Origin of the sequence: Streptosporangium sp. NPDC050284 (assembly GCF_044459525.1) — a bacterium.
Lineage (GTDB): Bacteria > Actinomycetota > Actinomycetes > Streptosporangiales > Streptosporangiaceae > Streptosporangium.
In genome coordinates, this window is record NZ_JBITIZ010000003.1 from 475,807 (window position 1) to 492,383 (window position 16,577).

Sequence of the window (16,577 nt, forward strand, 5' to 3'; positions counted from 1 at the left end):
ACACTCACGGAGGCCCATTTCATGCATCTGTTCCCCATCAAAGCGGGAGCGCTCCCACGCTTCCGGAGACGGATCACCGCACTGGTGTTACTCAGCCTGGCGGCCGGGACGACCACCGCACTGGCGGCCTCCCCTGCCCTCGCGGCGGTCTCCTGCGATGTGACGTACGCCACCAACGACTGGCAGGGCGGCTTCACCGCCAACGTGACCGTCAAGAACCTGGGTGACCCGCTGACCGGCTGGACCCTCGGATTCGCCTTCCCGACGAGCACCCAGAGGATCTCCCAGGGCTGGAGCGCCACTTGGGCGCAGAGCGGTCAGAACGTCACCGCGAAGAACCTCGACTGGAACGGCAACCTGGCCACCGGCGCCTCGACCAGCATCGGCTTCAACGGCAGCTGGTCGGGTTCCAACCCCAAGCCGACCTCCTTCACGATCAACGGCACCACCTGTGGGGGGACCAACCCCGTCAACCAGCCGCCCACCGCGAGCATCACCAGCCCGGCGGCCGGCGCCACCTTCGCCGCACCCGCGACGGTGGCGATCGCCGCGAACGCGACCGACAGTGACGGCACCGTCTCCAAGGTCGACTTCTACAACGGCACCACGCTGCTGGGCACCGACACCACCGCGCCGTACACCTACAGCTGGGCGAACGTCGCCGCCGGAAGCTACTCCCTCACCGCGAGGGCGACCGACGACAAGGGGGCGACGACCACCTCCAACCCGGTGGGGATCACCGTCAGCGCCAACTCGGACCCCGCCGTGCTCGTCACCCCGGCCACGGTCGCCGTCCCCGAGGGCGGCAACGCCGACCTCGCGGTGAAGCTCTCCCGGGCCCCGTCCTCGAACGTCACCGTGACGACCGCGAGGACGAGCGGTGACACCGACCTCACGGTCGCCTCCGGCGCGTCGCTGACCTTCACCACCTCCAACTGGAACACGGCGCAGACGGTACGGCTCGCGGCGGCGGAAGACGCCGACCAGACCTCCGGCAGCGCGGTGTTCACCTCCAGCGCCACCGGCCACACCTCGGCCACGACGACCGCCACCGAGGTCGACAACGACTCGGGCGGCGGCGACAACGAGTACATCCAGCGCTTCATCACGATGTACAACAAGCTCAAGGATCCGGCGAACGGCTACTTCTCGCCGGAGGGCGTGCCCTACCACTCCGTCGAGACCTTCCTGGTCGAGGCTCCGGACCACGGGCACGAGACCACCTCCGAGGCCTACAGCTACTACCTGTGGCTGGAGGCGGCGTACGGCAAGGTGACCGGCGACTGGACCAAGTTCAACGCGGCCTGGGCCTCGATGGAGAAGTACATCATCCCGGCCACGGCCGACCAGCCGACCAACTCCACCTACAACCCGTCCAAGCCCGCCACGTACGCCGGCGAGTGGGACGACATCAAGCAGTACCCGTCCAAGCTGGACAGCGGCGTGAGCGTCGGCGTCGACCCGATCGCGAACGAGCTCAAGACGGCGTACGGCACCAGCGACATCTACGGCATGCACTGGCTGCTGGACGTGGACAACACCTACGGCTTCGGCCGCTGCGGTGACGGGACCACCAAGCCCGCGTACATCAACACCTACCAGCGCGGTCCTGAGGAGTCGGTCTTCGAGACCATTCCGCAGCCGTCCTGCGACACCTTCAAGCACGGCGGCACGAACGGGTTCCTGGACCTGTTCACCGGCGACAGCGCGTACGCCAAGCAGTGGAAGTACACCAACGCCCCCGACGCCGACGCCCGCGCCGTCCAGGTCGCCTACTGGGCGCACACCTGGGCCACGGAGCAGGGCAAGGCCTCGCAGGTCTCGTCCACGATCTCCAAGGCCGCGAAGATGGGCGACTACCTGCGCTACGCGATGTACGACAAGTACTTCAAGAAGCAGGGTTGCACCAGCACCGGATGCCCGGCCGGAACCGGCAAGGACAGCTCGGCCTACCTGCTGAGCTGGTACTACGCCTGGGGTGGCGCCTACGACACCTCCGCCGGTTGGTCCTGGCGGATCGGTTCCAGCCACAACCACTCCGGTTACCAGAACCCGATGGCCGCGTGGGTGCTGTCCAGCGTGGACGCGCTCAAGCCCAAGGGCGCGACCGCCGTTCAGGACTGGACCACCAGCACCAAGCGACAGATGGAGTTCTACCGCTGGCTCCAGTCGAGCGAGGGCGCGATCGCCGGTGGCGCCACCAACAGCTGGCAGGGCCACTACGCGGCCCCGCCGTCGACGCTGCCCACCTTCTACGGGATGGCCTACGACTGGCAGCCGGTCTACCACGACCCGCCGTCCAACCAGTGGTTCGGCTTCCAGGCGTGGTCGCTGGAGCGGGTCGCGGAGCTCTACTACGCGACCGGTAACGCCGACGCCAAGATCGTCCTGGACAAGTGGGTCAAGTGGGCCACCGACAACACCACGATCAACGCCGACGGGACCTACCAGATCCCCTCGACGCTGATCTGGACCGGCCAGCCCAACACCTGGAACCCGGACAACCCCACGGCCAACACCAACCTGCACGTGAGCATCAGGGACTACACGACCGACGTGGGCGTGGCGGGCTCGTACGCCAAGGTGCTGATGTACTACGCGGCCAAGTCCGGCAACGCCACGGCCAAGACCGTCGCCAAGGGTCTGCTCGACGGCATGTGGCGTAACAACCAGGACGCCAAGGGCGTCTCGGTCGTCGAGACCAAGGCCGACTACAACCGCCTCAACGACCCGGTCTACGTGCCCCCGGGCTGGACCGGCAAGATGCCCAACGGCGACGTGATCAACTCCAACTCGACCTTCCTGTCCATCCGGTCCTTCTACAAGAACGACCCGGACTGGCCGAAGGTGGACGCCTACCTGAAGGGCACGGGCCCCGCCCCGTCCTTCAACTACCACCGGTTCTGGGCGCAGGTGGACGTCGCCGTCGCCCTCGCCGAGTACGGCCGCCTCTTCCCCTGACCACCCGCCCCCCGGGTCCGGCTCTCCCCCGGGCCGGACCCGGGCTCTACCCCCTGAGACCTCGGGGCGTGACGGTACCCCTGACCTGCCGTCACGCCCCGAGCACCACCTCCGAGAGGCGCACCCCCCATGAAGAAGACCCTGGCGGCGCTCGCGCTGCTGGCGTTGGCGGCCGTGCCGGTGACGGTGTCCGCCACCGGCGCCCAGGCCGCGGCGCCCGCCTTCGCGTACGGCGAGGCGCTGCAGAAGTCCCTCTGGTTCTACGAGGCCCAGCAGTCGGGGCCGCTGCCGAGCTGGAACCGCGTCAGCTGGCGTGGCCCCTCCGGGCTCGGTGACGGCCAGGACGTCGGTCGTGACCTGACCGGTGGCTGGTACGACGCGGGCGACCACGTCAAGTTCGGCCTGCCGATGGCGGCCAGCGCGACGATGCTGGCCTGGGGCGCGGTGGAGTACCGCGACGCGTACGCCTCCTCGGGGCAACTCACCCACCTGCTGAACAACCTCAAGTTCGTCAACGACTACTTCATCAAGGCCCACCCGTCGGCGAACGTGCTGTACGGGCAGGTCGGCAACGGCGGCAAGGACCACGCCTGGTGGGGCCCCGCCGAGGCGATGCAGATGGAGCGGCCCTCTTACAAGATCGACGCCTCGTGCGGGGGGTCGGACCTGGCCGGCGAGACGGCGGCGGCGATGGCGGCCTCCTCGATCGTCTTCCGTCCGACGGATCCGACTTACGCCGACACGCTGGTGACGCACGCCAAGCAGCTCTACACCTTCGCCGACACCGTGCGGAAGAAGTACAGCGACTGCATCACCGACGCGTCGGGCTACTACCAGTCGTGGAGCGGCTACAACGACGAGCTGGTCTGGGGCGCGATCTGGCTGTACCGGGCCACCCAGGAGGCCTCCTACCTGGCCAAGGCGGAGTCGTACTACGACAACCTCGGCACCGAGCCGCAGTCCACCATCAAGTCCTACAAGTGGACGATCGCCTGGGACGACAAGTCCTACGGCGCCTACGTGCTGCTGAACAAGCTGACCGGCAAGCAGAAATACCTCGACGACGCCAACCGCTGGCTCGACTTCTGGACGGTCGGCGTGAACGGGCAGCGGGTGAAGTACTCCCCCGGCGGCCACGCGGTGCTCGACAGATGGGGGTCGTTGCGCTACGCGGCCAACACCTCGTTCGCCGCGCTCGTCCACTCCGACTCGATCACCGACGCGACGCGGAAGGCGCGGTACCACGACTTCGCGGTCAGGCAGATCAACTACGCCCTCGGTGACAACCCGCGCAACTCCTCGTACATGATCGGGTTCGGTGCGAACCCGCCGAAGAACCCGCACCACCGCACCGCGCACGGCTCGTGGACCGACCAGATGACCAACCCGGTCGAGACCCGGCACACCCTGTACGGTGCCCTCGTCGGCGGCCCGCCCGACCCCGACGACAAGTACACCGACAAGCGCGACGACTACGTGATGAACGAGGTCGCCACCGACTACAACGCGGGCTTCACCAGTGCCCTCGCCCGCCTGTACCGCGAGTACGGCGGAGCCCCGGCCGCGAACTTCCCCGTCGCCGAGACCCCCGACGGCCCCGAGATCTTCGTCGAGGCCGGGGTGAACGCCACGGGCTCGACGTTCACCGAGATCAAGGCGATCGTGAGGAACCAGTCGGCCTGGCCGGCGCGCGCGCTGACCAACGGCTCCTTCCGCTACTACTTCACCCTCGACGGCAGCACGACCGCGAGCCAGGTCTCCGTGACGTCCGCCTACAACCAGTGCAAGGCGCCGACCGGGCCGACCCTGCTGTCCGGGAAGACCTACTACGTCACCGTCGACTGTTCGAACACCTCGATCGCCCCCGCGGGCCAGTCGCAGCACCGGCGCGAGGTGCAGTTCCGCATCGCCAGCACCGGGACGTGGGACCCGTCCAACGACTGGTCGTACACCGGTATCCCCACCACGCCGGGCGCGACCCCGGTGCGGACGCAGAACATGACGGTCTACGCGGGAACGACGAAGATCTGGGGCAACCCGCCCGGTGACGAGCCTGCGGACACCGTGGCGCCGTCGCGGCCGGGCAAGCCCACCGTCTCCGCGATCACCGGCAGCGGTGCCACCCTGACCTGGACGGCCTCGACCGACAACGTGGGCGTCGTCGGCTACGACGTCTATCAGGGGACGACGAAGGTCGCCACCGCCACCACCACCACGTACGCCCTCACCGGCCTCACCCCCGCGACGGCCTACACCGTCTCCGTGGTGGCCAAGGACGCGGCCGGCAACTCCTCCACCGCCTCGGAAAGCACCGCCTTCACCACGACGACGGCCCCGGAGAACGACACCGAGGCGCCGTCGAGGCCGGGCAAGCCCACCGTCTCCGCGATCACCGGCAGCGGTGCCACCCTGACCTGGACGGCCTCGACCGACAACGTGGGCGTCGTCGGCTACGACGTCTACCGGGGAACGACGAAGGTCGCCACCGCCACCACCACCACGTACGCCCTCACCGGCCTCACCCCCGCGACGGCCTACACCGTCTCCGTGGTGGCCAAGGACGCGGCCGGCAACTCCTCCACCGCCTCGGAAAGCACCACGTTCACCACGACGACGGCCCCGGTGGGCGGCTGTACGGCCACGTACACGGTCACCAGCAGCTGGCAGGGCGCCTTCCAGGGAGACGTCACCGTCACGAACGCGGGCACTTCGGCGATCACCGGCTGGACGGTGACCTGGAAGTTCCCCAACGGTCAGACGATCAGCCAGCTCTGGAGCGGCACGCACACCCAGACGGGCGCGGACGTCTCCGTCAGGAACGCGGCCTGGAACGGGACCCTCGCTCCGAACGCCTCGACGTCCTTCGGGTTCACCGCGACCCAGAGCGGCACCAACGGCGTTCCCACCCCGGTGAACTGCACCACCGGCTGACCTTCGTTCCGACCACCCCCGCACCGACCTCCGACCGTCCGCACCGCGAACCGGCACCCCGATCCGACCGTCTCCACCACCCGCCGGCACCTCGCGCTGACCCCCGACCGTCCACACCGCGAACCGATTCCCGCTCCCTAGCAAGGCGTCCGTCTCTCCCCCACGGACGCCTCCTCGCCCCCGGCCGGGCGCGACGACCCCTCCGCCCGGCCGGGCACCCCCCCAATCGAGGTAGGTCATGCGAATCAAACTGGCGCTGCTCCTGGCGCTCCTTCTCCCGTTCGTCGTCTCCATACCGCCCGCCCACGCCGCCGTGGGCCTCCGCGTGAGCGGTACGCGGATCCTTGAGGCGAACGGCAACGCCTTCGTCATGCGGGGAACCAGCCACGCGCACACCTGGTACCCGACCCAGACCGGCTCGTTCGCGGGCATCAAGTCACTCGGCGCGAACACCGTCAGGGTGGTGCTCAGCGGCGGCCGGTGGACCGCGAACAGCGCCTCCGACGTGGCGAACGTCGTCTCGCTCTGCAAGCAGAACAAGCTCATCTGTGTCCTGGAAAATCATGACACCACCGGGTATGGCGAGCAGGCCGGCGCGTACACCCTCGACCAGGCCGTGGACTACTGGATCAGCGTCAAGAACTCGATCGTCGGCCAGGAGGACTACGTCGTCCTCAACATCGGCAACGAACCCATCGGCAACAACGCGACCACCCCGAACTGGACCCAGGCCACCTCGGCCGCGATCGCCCGGCTGCGGAGCAACGGGTTCCAGCACCTGATCATGGTTGACGCGCCGAACTGGGGCCAGGACTGGAGCTTCACCATGCGTGACAGCGCCTCCACGGTCTTCGCCGCCGACCCGCAGCGCAACACGGTCTTCTCCGTCCACATGTACGGGGTGTTCGACACGGCCGCCGAGGTCACCTCCTACATGCAGGCGTTCCAGACCGCGGGACTGCCGCTGGTGATCGGCGAGTTCGGCTTCGACCACTCCGACGGCAACCCGGACGAGGACACGATCATGGCCCAGGCCCAGGCCAGGGGCATCGGCTACCTCGGCTGGTCCTGGAGCGGCAACAGCGGCGGCGTCGAGTATCTCGACCAGGTGACCAACTTCAACGTCGCCAGCCTCACTCCCTGGGGACAGCGCCTGTTCAACGGGGCGAACGGCATCGCGCAGACCTCCGTCGAGGCCACGATCTACGGGGGCACCACCACCCCGGACACCCAGGCGCCGACCAGGCCCGGCACGCCCACCGCCTCGGACATCACCTCGACCGGTGCCCGGCTGTCCTGGACCGCCTCCACCGACAACCGCGCGGTCACCGGCTACGACGTCTTCCGGGGAACCACCAAGCTCGGTTCGTCCGCGACCAACTCGATCACCCTGACCGGGCTCACCCCGCAGACCGCCTACACCGTCACCGTCGTCGCCCGCGACGCGGCGGGGAACACCTCCACCGCCTCACCGGCGGCGACCTTCACGACCACCGCGACCCCGCCGAGCGGCTGCACCTCGACCTACCAGACGACCAACCACTGGCAGGGGGGCTTCCAGGGCGAGGTCACCATCCGCTGCACCTCGGCCGTCACCGGCTGGCGGACCGTCCTCACCTATCCCTCGGGCGTGAACATCAGCCAGGCGTGGAGCGCCACCCTCTCCGCCGCTCCCCCGGTCTTCACCTTCACCAACGCCGCCTGGAACGGATCCATCCCCGCGGGAGGGTCCACCACCTTCGGCTTCATCGGTAGCTGGTCGGGCACGGGCACCCCGCCCACCCCCGCCATCTCCTAGCCGTACCCCCAGGCGTCCCTGCCCGCGTCTGCGACTCCCGGCCGCAGACCGGACGATGAGACCACCGTCATCGGCGGTCTCACCGCGGCCCCGTGGCCGGTTCACACCGGCCACGGGGCTTTTCGCATCGCGCCCGGATCCGGGCGCGCATGCTCCCGAATCGGGAGGTCCGGTCAGTCGTCGAGCCCGAAGAAGCGGCCGCTACTGTTCCTGTTCGACAGGAAGTTGTGGTTGTTGTTCTGGTTGTTGATCCTTAGCTTGAAGCGCTGGTGGCCACCACCGTGCCGGCCCCAGCCCCCTCCCCAGCCGCCGCAACCGCCGCCGCCGCAACCGCAGCGGCGGCCACAGCCACCGCCCCCCCAGGTCGGGAAGGCCGCCGCGGTGACCGCGGCGGTCGACGCGGCGGCGCTCGCGGCGGCGGTCGCCGCCCCCACGCCGACGACCCCTCCGGTCAGCGCCACGGTGAAGGCGAGCCCGGTGATGACACTCTTGAACTTGGGCATTGCTTTTCCCCTCGAAAGGTTCAATTACCCCGATTACCGACATTTCTGGATCAGTCGGAAATCACCTAGAGATGGATGAATGCAAGCCATCCCGCTTGTCATACTTTCCTGCCATGTCTGCCCATAAACGGTATTTCAATCCTTTTGCACAGCGATTGTCCGCTTATGACAGTTATTAAACTCCGGCAGATGGTTTTATGGTGAAATGTCCTTTATGTTCCATGAGGGCCGACGCCCGTCTGCTACCAGACCTTCCGTCCCCGGTCGGCCGATCCCCGTCCCTCTCAGGAAGGACGCGCGTCGATGCCGTGCCTGTGCAGCGTGGAGACCATCCAGCGCGAGAGACGTACATGGCCGACGAGGGTGGGGTGAACGCCGTCGGGCAGCACCGCTCCGCGCCCCCAGCCCCGGCCGTGCGGGCCGAGGGCCTCGAACGGGTCGAGGAAGGACACCTCCTGCCGGTCGGCGGCGAGCGCGACGGCCTCCCGCACGCCGTAGGCCCACCGGGGTGCCTTCGTCATCCAGATCGGACCGACCAGCACGATCCTGGTGTGCGGCCACCTCCGCCTGGCCAGCTCCACCAGCCGGACGGCCGCGTTCTCGACCCTCGCGGCCTCGACCCGGCGGTCGTTGCGTCCTCCGGAGATGATGAGCATGTCGGGCTCGGGACGCCAGGAGAGCTCCTTGACGAAGGAGTCCTGGAAGGTCCGGCCCACCCTGCCGGGGTTGACGAAGCCCGTCCCCGCGGCGCCCGCGGTGATCAGCTGCCAGCCCAGCTCCCGCGCGACCCGGGCCGCGTAGCCGTCCCATCCTCGTACCGGCCCCGACCCGACCGTGAAGCTGTCACCGACGATCATGACGAGCGGGGCCCGGGACGGCCAGGCGGGCGGGGATTTCGTACCGGCGGTCATCGGCGTGGCCACACCGCTTCCAGTGCTACATCCCGAAATAAGGGAAGAAATCGCTACAAGGAATGCGGCCGCGAACGCCCACGGTCGGCTACGTACGGGCGCGCGCATACCACCTCAGGAAACGTCAGGCTCCCGACATGATTGCAGATGTCCACCGGTGGTGGGGAGGGGTCAGCTGACATCGGAAGGGCCGACGGACCAGGTGTTGCAGTAGGCGATCCTGGCGTACTTCCAGCCATGGTCGAGCCAGGCGGCGTAGCGCTCGCCGCTGCCGTGGTCGCGCCGGGCACCGCCGTTCTGGTCGTCACCGCGCCCGTACTCGGTGCGCAGGACCTCCTGCCAGCGGGCGTTGGTGACTCCCAGCGGGACCCGTACGGTGCGGGCGAAGGCTCCGGCGAGGCACTGCGCCTGGAGTTCGCTGCGGCGGGAGTGGGAGTCCTGGGCGGCACGGGACCTGTTGGAGACCTCCCACCACCAGGCTCCGCCGATACCCGCCATGCTCTGCACGTGGTGCGCGTACTCGTGGGCGAGCACGGTCATGTAGGGCACGTGGTTGGCGGCGGGGTCGAGGGCGCCGCTCTGCTCGATCACATGGCTCAGGCCGATGTACATGCCCCGGTTGGACGGGCAGTAGTAGGCGGAGGCGTTGGCGTCGGGGTATGTCCCGCAGGGTCCTCGCCCCTGACGGGACCAGTAGACCCTGCGCGCCGGGAGGAAGAGCGCGCCGGCCTGGGAGAACTTCGCCGACCACGCCCGGTCCAGGCAGTCGGTGACGGCGTTGAGATAGGAGAGCATCTCGCGGGGCCGGGTCGAGGGCCGCGGGGCACGGCACGAGGTGGGGCGCATCAGGCCCGTGCCGTACAGCGGGTTGCGCTTGAGCCGGGCCGCGGTGTCCGAACGCCGCATCTGGCGGAGGTCGACGGCGGCGCTCCTTCCCGCGGCGTTCCGTTTCGCGGCGACCGGCATGATCTCGGCGTCGCCCAGGGAGCCGAGGTTCAGCTTCTCCGGCGGGGTGAAGTCCGGCGTGGTGATCTCGCTGTCACCCGTCTGCTGGGGGACGGCGCTCCTCGTCGCAACCGGGGCGGTCCCCGGCCCGGCGGGAAGCTCGACATCCTTCTCACCGGCCAGGCTCGCGATCACCACGACCGCGGTGAACGCCGTGGCCAGCACGCCGAGCACGCCGAAGGCCAGCGGGTTCGCCCCCCGTGAGCGCATGCGACCGCCCCTCCAAAGAGTTGATCTACGGGCGGCAATCTAGCGGATATAACCACATATGGGTTTATAAGCGGGAAAAAATGGATACGAGGTGGGCCGTCACAGGTCGGTGGATCTCGCTAAGCTCCCGGCACATGGCGGCATCTTTCTCGCACCGAGCAGCCGGAACCCTGGCCACGACGGCCATCCTCGCGCTCACGCTCGGCACGTCCCTCGCCCTCGCGTCCCCCGCCCTGGCGAGCGGCCCGACCGGAGCGGAGTCCCCCCGGACCGGGCGGACCGGAGCGGAGCCCCCCAAGGCCGGGTGGACCGGGTCGGAGCCCCACTCCTCTCGGACCGGACGGAGCATCGTCCAGGCGGCACGCCCCGCGCAGGCCGTACGCTCCGCGCAGGACGGCAAGGTGACCAGCACGACCGTCCAGCTGGAGCTCCGGCAGGACGGCGTGCTCCACGTCAAGGAGGAGATCGTCTTCGAGGGTGACGCGCCGTCGCGCGACCTCGTCGCCCGGACCCGCTACGACGATCGCAGCGACCGCCTCTACCAGGTCACCGGCCTCAAGGGCGACGCCACGCTGACCGAGGGGACCATCACCCTGAAGGGATCGGGAAGCGCCACCCTGGAGTACGACGTCCAGGGCGCCGTCACACCGCTCGCCGACGCCCAGGAGCTGCGCTGGTACGCGGTGGGCGCCTGGTCCGTTCCCGTGGAGCAGGCCAGGGTCAGCGTGAGCGGGCCGGCCGCGACGCAGAACCTGTCGTGCTTCGCCGGCCCCCTCACCTCGGCGATCGCCTGCACCGAGGCGTCCATGGACCACACGGGCGTCGCCGCCGAGTTCGGGCAGCAGGACCTCGGCGCCGGTGAGGTGCTCACCGTGGTCGTCGGTTACCCCGCCGGCGCCACCAAGGGGGCACCGGTCCTGGAGCGCCGCTTCGAGCTGTCCAACGCCTTCACCCTGAACGCCGTCACCGGCGGCGCGCTGGCCGGCCTGCTCCTGCTGATGCTCGGCGGCCTCGGCCTCCTCTACTGGACCAGGGGCCGCGACGCCCGCGTGGTCGGCCACGAGTCGGGCTCGCTCAGCGGCGTCGAGAACGGCCACTTCGCCCCGCCGGACGGTGTCCGCCCCGGCCAGATCGGCACCCTCATGGACGAGCAGGCCGACGTGATCGACGTGACCGCCACGATCGTCGACCTGGCCGTGCGGGGCTACCTCAGGATCGACGAACAGCCCCGGCAGACGTACGAGACCCCCGACTGGCGGCTCGTGCGGATGCCCGCGGCCCAGGTCGACCCGCTGCTGCCCTACGAGCGGGAGCTCTACGACGCCATCTTCGACGGCCGTGACGCGGTGCTGCTCTCGGAGCTCCAGGGATCGTTCGGAGCCAAGCTGGGCAGGGTCCGCGAGGCGCTCTACCGCGACGTGGTCACGCAGGGCTGGTTCGCCCGCCGCCCCGACACCGTCCGCACCCGCTGGACGACCCTCGGGGTGGTCCTCACCGGGCTCGGCGTCCTCGCCACCGTCGGGCTGGCCTGGCTCACCACGTACGGGGTGCTCGGCCTGGCCCTGATCATCGCCGGTGCCGCCCTCGCCGTAGGCGGCCAGTACATGCCCGCCAAGACCGCGAAGGGCGCGGGCGCCCTCGCCCACACCCTCGGCTTCAGGGAGTATCTGTCCAGCGCCGACCTCGGCGCGGACGTCCCCGAGGCCCAGCGGGTGGAGCTGTTCTCCCGCTACCTGCCCTACGCCGTCATCTTCGACAACGTCGACCGCTGGGCCCGCGTGGTCTCCTCGGTCACCGGCAACGGCCAGCAGGCCGACAACCTGTACTGGTATCACGGCCCGGCCGAGTGGGACCTGTCCAGGTTCGCCGACTCGATGCGGACCTTCACCATGTCCACCTCGGGGGCGATCTCCACCACCCGCCAGTTCCGCTCCCTCTGAGAGCCGCCGCACGCGAACCCGCGGCGACTACCGCACGCGGACCTCGCCCACGGGACGCCCTCCGCCGAGCACGACCCCGGTGGCGAGTTCGTCGAGTCCCGGGGCCTCGAAGCCGAGGGCGGTCAGGGCCGCGACGGTGACCGGGACGCGGGCGCGCTGGCCACCGTCCTCGATCTTGACGGTTCCCGAGCGCCCGTCGGTGAAGACGAAGGCGTCGAAGGCCTCCGCGCCGGCCTTGACCAGCAGCCCAGGGACCGCCCGCATCAGCCTGGCCTCGGGGCGGGTGGTCCCCGACGTCCACTCGGGGTGGGCGCGGAACGCGTCGGCGACGCGACGCTCCGGGGAGTCGGGATCGGCGAGGACGAGGGCGCGGAACGCCCGGGTTACGCCCAGCATCGAGACGAAGAACAGTGGTGCGCCGCAACCGTCCACCCCGCTCGCGGCGACGCGCTCGCCGGTCAGCTCCTCGACCGTGGCGCGCACGGCCCGCTGCAGCGGATGCGCCGGGTCGAGGTAGCCCTCCGGGGGCCAGCCGTTGGCCACGCAGGTGGCGAGCATCGCCGCGTGCTTGCCCGAGCAGTTCATGTAGACCCTGGCCCGGCCCCCTCCTGAGCGCAGCACCTCCTCGCGGGAGGCGACGTCCTCCGGCAGGTCCGCAGGGCAGCCGAGCGCGCTCTCCTCCAGCCCCGCCCCGGCCAGGATCCTCCGTACCCCGTCCACGTGGAACGGCTCCCCCACGTGACTCGCGCACGCCAGCGCGAGCAACTCCCCCTCCAGGGGGAGCCCGGCGCGGACCATCGCGAGCACCTGCAGGGGCTTCATGGACGAACGCGGCGACACCAGGGCGTCCACCGCCCCGTGAACCCTCACCAGCGACCCGTCGGCGGCCACCGCGAGCATCCGCGCCCGATGGGTGGACTCCACGAACCCCGAGCGGACAACCTCGACGAACAATGACTCAGCAGACACCTTTGTCTCCTTTCGCCCGAAGTCTAGGGACGCCCGGGGACACGGGATGATGGGGGGATGCGTGCGGTCGTACAGCGGGTGAGTTCCGCGTCGGTGGTGGTGGACGGCGCGACGGTCGGGGCGATCGACGAACCGGGGCTGCTCGTCCTGGTCGGCGTGACCCATACCGACACGCGCGCCGAGGCGGCCAGGCTCGCCGCCAAGCTCTGGGGCCTGCGGATCCTCTCAGGCGAGAAGTCCTGCTCCGACATCGGCGCGCCACTGCTGGTGGTCAGCCAGTTCACCCTGTACGGCGACGCCCGCAAGGGCCGCCGCCCCACCTGGCAGGCCGCCGCCCCTGGGCCGGTCGCCGAACCGCTGGTGGAGGCGGTCTGCGCCGAACTGCGCGCGCTGGGCGCCCGCGTGGAGACCGGGGTGTTCGGTGCCGACATGAAGGTCGGACTGACCAACGACGGCCCGATCACCCTGATCCTGGACATCTGACCCCCGCGCCCCGAAGACCATGGCCGGGACGCGACGCCGTCAGATGTCGGGGGTCAGCGGATGCGGCGGCGCAGGCTCGGGTCGATCTGGACGTTGCGCCCGGCGTCCGGCGGCACGATGACCTCCTGGGACGCGGCCACTCCTGCGGCCTCCAGCGTGGCGTCCACCGGCACGGTCCGCTTGACCACGGCGAGCGCGACCGGCCCCAGCTCGTGATGGCGCGCCGAACTCCCCACGAAACCGACCTCCACCCCGTCCAGGGTGACCGGCGCACCGTGCTTGGGCAGGGTGTCGACACTGCCGTCCAAGTGCAGGAAGACCAGACGGCGGGGCGGATGGCCCAGGTTGTGGACTCGGGCCACGGTCTCCTGGCCCTTGTAGCAGCCCTTGTTGAGGTGCAGGGCCGAGCCGATCCAGCCCACCTCGTGCGGGATCGTCTTGTGGTCGGTCTCGAACCCCAGGCGGGGACGATGCCCCTCGATCCGCAACGCCTCGTACGCCCAGAGCCCGGCGAGCCCCAGCCCGAGCCGCCCTGCCAGCAGTTCGCGCGGGAGCAGGATGTCCTGCCCCACGGCGACGGCGCCCTCGGGCAGGTCTGGACGCGCCTGCCCCGCCACGGAGACCACGGCGTAGCGATCCGTCACGTCGGCGACCTCGACCCTCAGCATGAACCGCATCTTGTCGAGGAACGCGGCCACCTCCGCGCCGGTGCCCGGCTCGACGTGGGCCCACACCGCCTCGCCGTCGTCGACGAGGACGAGATGGTGCTCCACCCTGCCCTGGGCGTCCAGCAGGAGCGTCTCGGTGGGCTGACCGGGTTTCAGGTCGTCGAGTTTCTGCGAGCTGAGGCTGTTGAGCCAGCTCAGCCGGTCGGGTCCGAAGATCCGGACGACCTCGCGGTTGCTCCGGTCGACCATCGCCTCCCCGGCGAGCAGCGCGCGCTGCTCGGCGAACGGGTCGCCGTAGTGTCCGGCGACGTCGGCGTCGGGGGTCTCGGCCGCGACCGCGCCGGGAGTGTCCAGCAGAGGGCTTCGCATGAACACAGCCTACGAGGCTCCGCCAAAGAGGACGGCGGCGACTCTTCCCACAGACGGGTCCCTGCCTGCGCGACACACCCCGGCGGCTCGGCTCGGCGGCTCAGCGGCTCGGCGGCCGAAGCGCGACGAGTCCCGGCACCGGGGTCCCGCCGGTCCGGCGACGACCTCCTCTGCGGCTCAACGGCACTTGCGGCAGCGGCCGAAGACCGTCAGATGGTGCACATCGGTGAGGAACCCGAGCTTCTGGTCGAGGTTGGCGACGAAGCCCTCCACCAGCTCCGGACTGACCTCACTGATCTCCCCGCAACCACGGCAGACCAGATGCACATGATCGGCCTCGGACGTCAGGTGGTAGGTGGGGGCACCGTGCCCGAGATGGGAGTGGGTGACCATGCCGAGCTCCTCAAGGAGCTCAAGGGTCCGGTAGACGGTGGATATGTTCACCCCGCGAGCGGTCTCCCGCACCCGGTTGCAGATCTCCTCCGGAGTGGCGTGCTCACAGGCCTTGACCGCCTCAAGCACCAGCTGGCGCTGCGGAGTGACCCGGTAACCGCGCGCCCGAAGTTCCTCATGCCACGACGTCTCGGTCATACCAAGAGTCTATGAGGACCCCGGCTCCGCACGCCTACCCCTTCACAGCAAAGATCTTTACGGCACCGGGGGAGAAAAGCCCCCGCCGTTCACCGGATGAGCGGAGGCCCACTCGTGACCGGAGTCGATCAGCCGAACTCGTCGGCCTTCACACCGGCGACGAACGCACCCCACTGCGTGGAAGTGAAGCGAAGCACCGGCCCACTCGGGTCCTTACTGTCACGGACAGCCCTGCCGCCGTCGAACAGGTCTGCCACCTCGACGCAATTGCCGCCCTCGGCACTGCTGCGACGGGCCTTACGCCAGGTGAGCGTCTCAGACTGGGTGTGGTCCACGATCTCCCTCACTTCAGTTGTTCGACCAGGTCCGACAGGTACGACACCGAGGCATCCACTGAGAGCGCGCTCGCGCGTACATGGTCGTACTTGAGCGTATAGCGCTCTATCTCCTCCGGGGACTCGATATAGAGGTCTCCGTTCGCCCCGGTCTCTATGTACACCAATTCTGAATCATCAGGTGTCGCGTAGGCCAGAATCGCGAACGAGCCGGTCATCGCCGCGTGAGCGCCTACGACGTTCGGAAGGACCTGAATCCCGATGTTCGGCCTGGCAGCCATCTCGATCAGGTGATGAAGCTGCTCACGCATCGTCGCCGCACCGCCGACATACTTGGCCAGAGCGGCCTCGTCGATGACCGCCCAGAAGACGGGCGGCTGATCACGGTCCAGGATCCGCTGACGAGCGAGCCTTGCCTGGACGCGTCGTTCGATCATGACCTCATCGAGGACCATACCGCCCTTGAATATCGCCCGCGCGTAGTCGGCGGTCTGCAACAGGCCGGGGACCAGGAGCGCTTCGAATGTTCTGATCCGTGAGGCTTCGGTTTCGAACTCGACCAGGCTGCCACCCAGTTCGGCCTTCATCTCCCCCTCCCACCAGCCACGTTCACGCGCCTGCCGGGCGAGGGTGGTCATTGCCAGGCGTACGACTTCGTCCGTGACTCCGTAGATGTCGAGCAGATCGGTCACATCGCTGACCGTTGGCCGCCTCCACTCGTTCCGCTCGATACGCGTCACTTTGGAAGCGGGCCAACGCAGGAGCTTGGCTGCTGCATCAGCGGTGAGACCAGCCTCTTCCCTCGCCCGACGAAGAGCTGCGGACAGGCGACGACGTCTCACCGTAGGGCTGTAGGTCATGAATGCCTCCTGAAGGGAGAAATCGATCATACGCAAAACGAAC

Annotated in this window: 13 protein-coding genes; 5 read left to right on the top strand and 8 right to left on the bottom strand. The window is 69.1% G+C overall.

Translation table 11 applies throughout. From position 1 onward, the window contains the following. Positions 1 to 21 precede the first annotated feature (21 nt). From ACIBH4_RS09770 to ACIBH4_RS09780, 3 genes are all read left to right on the top strand, one after another. Positions 22 to 2,961: a glycoside hydrolase family 48 protein gene (locus ACIBH4_RS09770; RefSeq protein ID WP_362503284.1), complete on the top strand. Its 2,940-nt coding sequence runs from the start codon at positions 22 to 24 to the stop codon at positions 2,959 to 2,961. A gap of 129 nt (positions 2,962 to 3,090) precedes the next feature. After that, complete coding sequence (locus tag ACIBH4_RS09775) at positions 3,091 to 5,892, top strand: glycoside hydrolase family 9 protein (RefSeq protein ID WP_362503287.1); 2,802 nt, start codon at positions 3,091 to 3,093, stop codon at positions 5,890 to 5,892. 238 nt (positions 5,893 to 6,130) lie between these two features. Continuing rightward, on the top strand, positions 6,131 to 7,690 hold the full coding sequence (locus ACIBH4_RS09780) for a cellulase family glycosylhydrolase (RefSeq protein WP_362503290.1): 1,560 nt from the start codon (positions 6,131 to 6,133) through the stop codon (positions 7,688 to 7,690). A gap of 173 nt (positions 7,691 to 7,863) precedes the next feature. Here ACIBH4_RS09780 and ACIBH4_RS09785 read toward each other — a convergent pair whose 3' ends face one another. The 3 genes from ACIBH4_RS09785 to ACIBH4_RS09795 form a co-directional block, all read right to left on the bottom strand. Next, a complete protein-coding gene (locus ACIBH4_RS09785; RefSeq protein WP_362503293.1) occupies positions 7,864 to 8,193 on the bottom strand; it encodes a hypothetical protein in 330 nt (109 codons plus the stop codon). A 284-nt stretch (positions 8,194 to 8,477) separates the two neighbouring features. Continuing rightward, the gene (locus ACIBH4_RS09790) at positions 8,478 to 9,116 is read right to left on the bottom strand and encodes an SGNH/GDSL hydrolase family protein (protein WP_362503296.1); all 639 of its coding nucleotides are present in this window, start codon (positions 9,114 to 9,116) and stop codon (positions 8,478 to 8,480) included. A 159-nt stretch (positions 9,117 to 9,275) separates the two neighbouring features. After that, a complete protein-coding gene (locus ACIBH4_RS09795) occupies positions 9,276 to 10,319 on the bottom strand; it encodes a neutral zinc metallopeptidase (protein WP_362503299.1) in 1,044 nt (347 codons plus the stop codon). 134 nt (positions 10,320 to 10,453) lie between these two features. On the opposite strand from ACIBH4_RS09795, the gene ACIBH4_RS09800 reads away from it, so the two are divergent. Then, the gene (locus tag ACIBH4_RS09800) at positions 10,454 to 12,259 is read left to right on the top strand and encodes a DUF2207 domain-containing protein (RefSeq protein ID WP_362503302.1); all 1,806 of its coding nucleotides are present in this window, start codon (positions 10,454 to 10,456) and stop codon (positions 12,257 to 12,259) included. Between the two features lie 27 nt (positions 12,260 to 12,286). Here the strand turns inward: ACIBH4_RS09800 and ACIBH4_RS09805 are convergent, their stop codons facing one another. Then, positions 12,287 to 13,228 (bottom strand): asparaginase, encoded by a 942-nt coding sequence (locus ACIBH4_RS09805; protein WP_362503305.1) that lies wholly within the window; start codon positions 13,226 to 13,228, stop codon positions 12,287 to 12,289. 57 nt (positions 13,229 to 13,285) lie between these two features. On the opposite strand from ACIBH4_RS09805, the gene dtd reads away from it, so the two are divergent. Continuing rightward, positions 13,286 to 13,711: a D-aminoacyl-tRNA deacylase gene (gene dtd, locus ACIBH4_RS09810; RefSeq protein WP_350943120.1), complete on the top strand. Its 426-nt coding sequence runs from the start codon at positions 13,286 to 13,288 to the stop codon at positions 13,709 to 13,711. A gap of 53 nt (positions 13,712 to 13,764) precedes the next feature. Here the strand turns inward: dtd and ACIBH4_RS09815 are convergent, their stop codons facing one another. The 4 genes from ACIBH4_RS09815 to ACIBH4_RS09830 all read right to left on the bottom strand — a co-directional run bounded on the left by ACIBH4_RS09815 (position 13,765) and on the right by ACIBH4_RS09830 (position 16,564). Further along, the gene (locus ACIBH4_RS09815) at positions 13,765 to 14,748 is read right to left on the bottom strand and encodes a glycine cleavage T C-terminal barrel domain-containing protein (protein WP_362762852.1); all 984 of its coding nucleotides are present in this window, start codon (positions 14,746 to 14,748) and stop codon (positions 13,765 to 13,767) included. Between the two features lie 177 nt (positions 14,749 to 14,925). After that, positions 14,926 to 15,339, bottom strand: a complete 414-nt coding sequence (locus ACIBH4_RS09820) for a Fur family transcriptional regulator (protein ID WP_362503312.1) — start codon at positions 15,337 to 15,339, stop codon at positions 14,926 to 14,928. A 128-nt stretch (positions 15,340 to 15,467) separates the two neighbouring features. Next, a complete protein-coding gene (locus ACIBH4_RS09825; protein ID WP_362503315.1) occupies positions 15,468 to 15,686 on the bottom strand; it encodes a DUF397 domain-containing protein in 219 nt (72 codons plus the stop codon). Continuing rightward, positions 15,683 to 16,564, bottom strand: coding sequence for a helix-turn-helix transcriptional regulator (locus ACIBH4_RS09830; RefSeq protein ID WP_362503318.1), 882 nt, complete (start codon positions 16,562 to 16,564; stop codon positions 15,683 to 15,685). Before ACIBH4_RS09830 ends, ACIBH4_RS09825 begins: the two co-directional genes overlap by 4 nt. Positions 16,565 to 16,577 lie beyond the last annotated feature (13 nt).

Excerpts from the sequence above, each read along its gene's own strand:
- ACIBH4_RS09770 (WP_362503284.1), top strand. The coding sequence starts at position 22 with ATGCATCTGTTCCCCATCAAAGCGGGAGCGCTCCCACGCTTCCGGAGA.
- ACIBH4_RS09775 (WP_362503287.1), top strand. The coding sequence starts at position 3,091 with ATGAAGAAGACCCTGGCGGCGCTCGCGCTGCTGGCGTTGGCGGCCGTG.
- ACIBH4_RS09780 (WP_362503290.1), top strand. The coding sequence starts at position 6,131 with ATGCGAATCAAACTGGCGCTGCTCCTGGCGCTCCTTCTCCCGTTCGTC.
- ACIBH4_RS09785 (WP_362503293.1), bottom strand. The coding sequence starts at position 8,193 with ATGCCCAAGTTCAAGAGTGTCATCACCGGGCTCGCCTTCACCGTGGCG.
- ACIBH4_RS09795 (WP_362503299.1), bottom strand. The coding sequence starts at position 10,319 with ATGCGCTCACGGGGGGCGAACCCGCTGGCCTTCGGCGTGCTCGGCGTG.
- ACIBH4_RS09800 (WP_362503302.1), top strand. The coding sequence starts at position 10,454 with ATGGCGGCATCTTTCTCGCACCGAGCAGCCGGAACCCTGGCCACGACG.
- dtd (WP_350943120.1), top strand. The coding sequence starts at position 13,286 with ATGCGTGCGGTCGTACAGCGGGTGAGTTCCGCGTCGGTGGTGGTGGAC.
- ACIBH4_RS09815 (WP_362762852.1), bottom strand. The coding sequence starts at position 14,748 with ATGCGAAGCCCTCTGCTGGACACTCCCGGCGCGGTCGCGGCCGAGACC.
- ACIBH4_RS09820 (WP_362503312.1), bottom strand. The coding sequence starts at position 15,339 with ATGACCGAGACGTCGTGGCATGAGGAACTTCGGGCGCGCGGTTACCGG.
- ACIBH4_RS09830 (WP_362503318.1), bottom strand. The coding sequence starts at position 16,564 with ATGATCGATTTCTCCCTTCAGGAGGCATTCATGACCTACAGCCCTACG.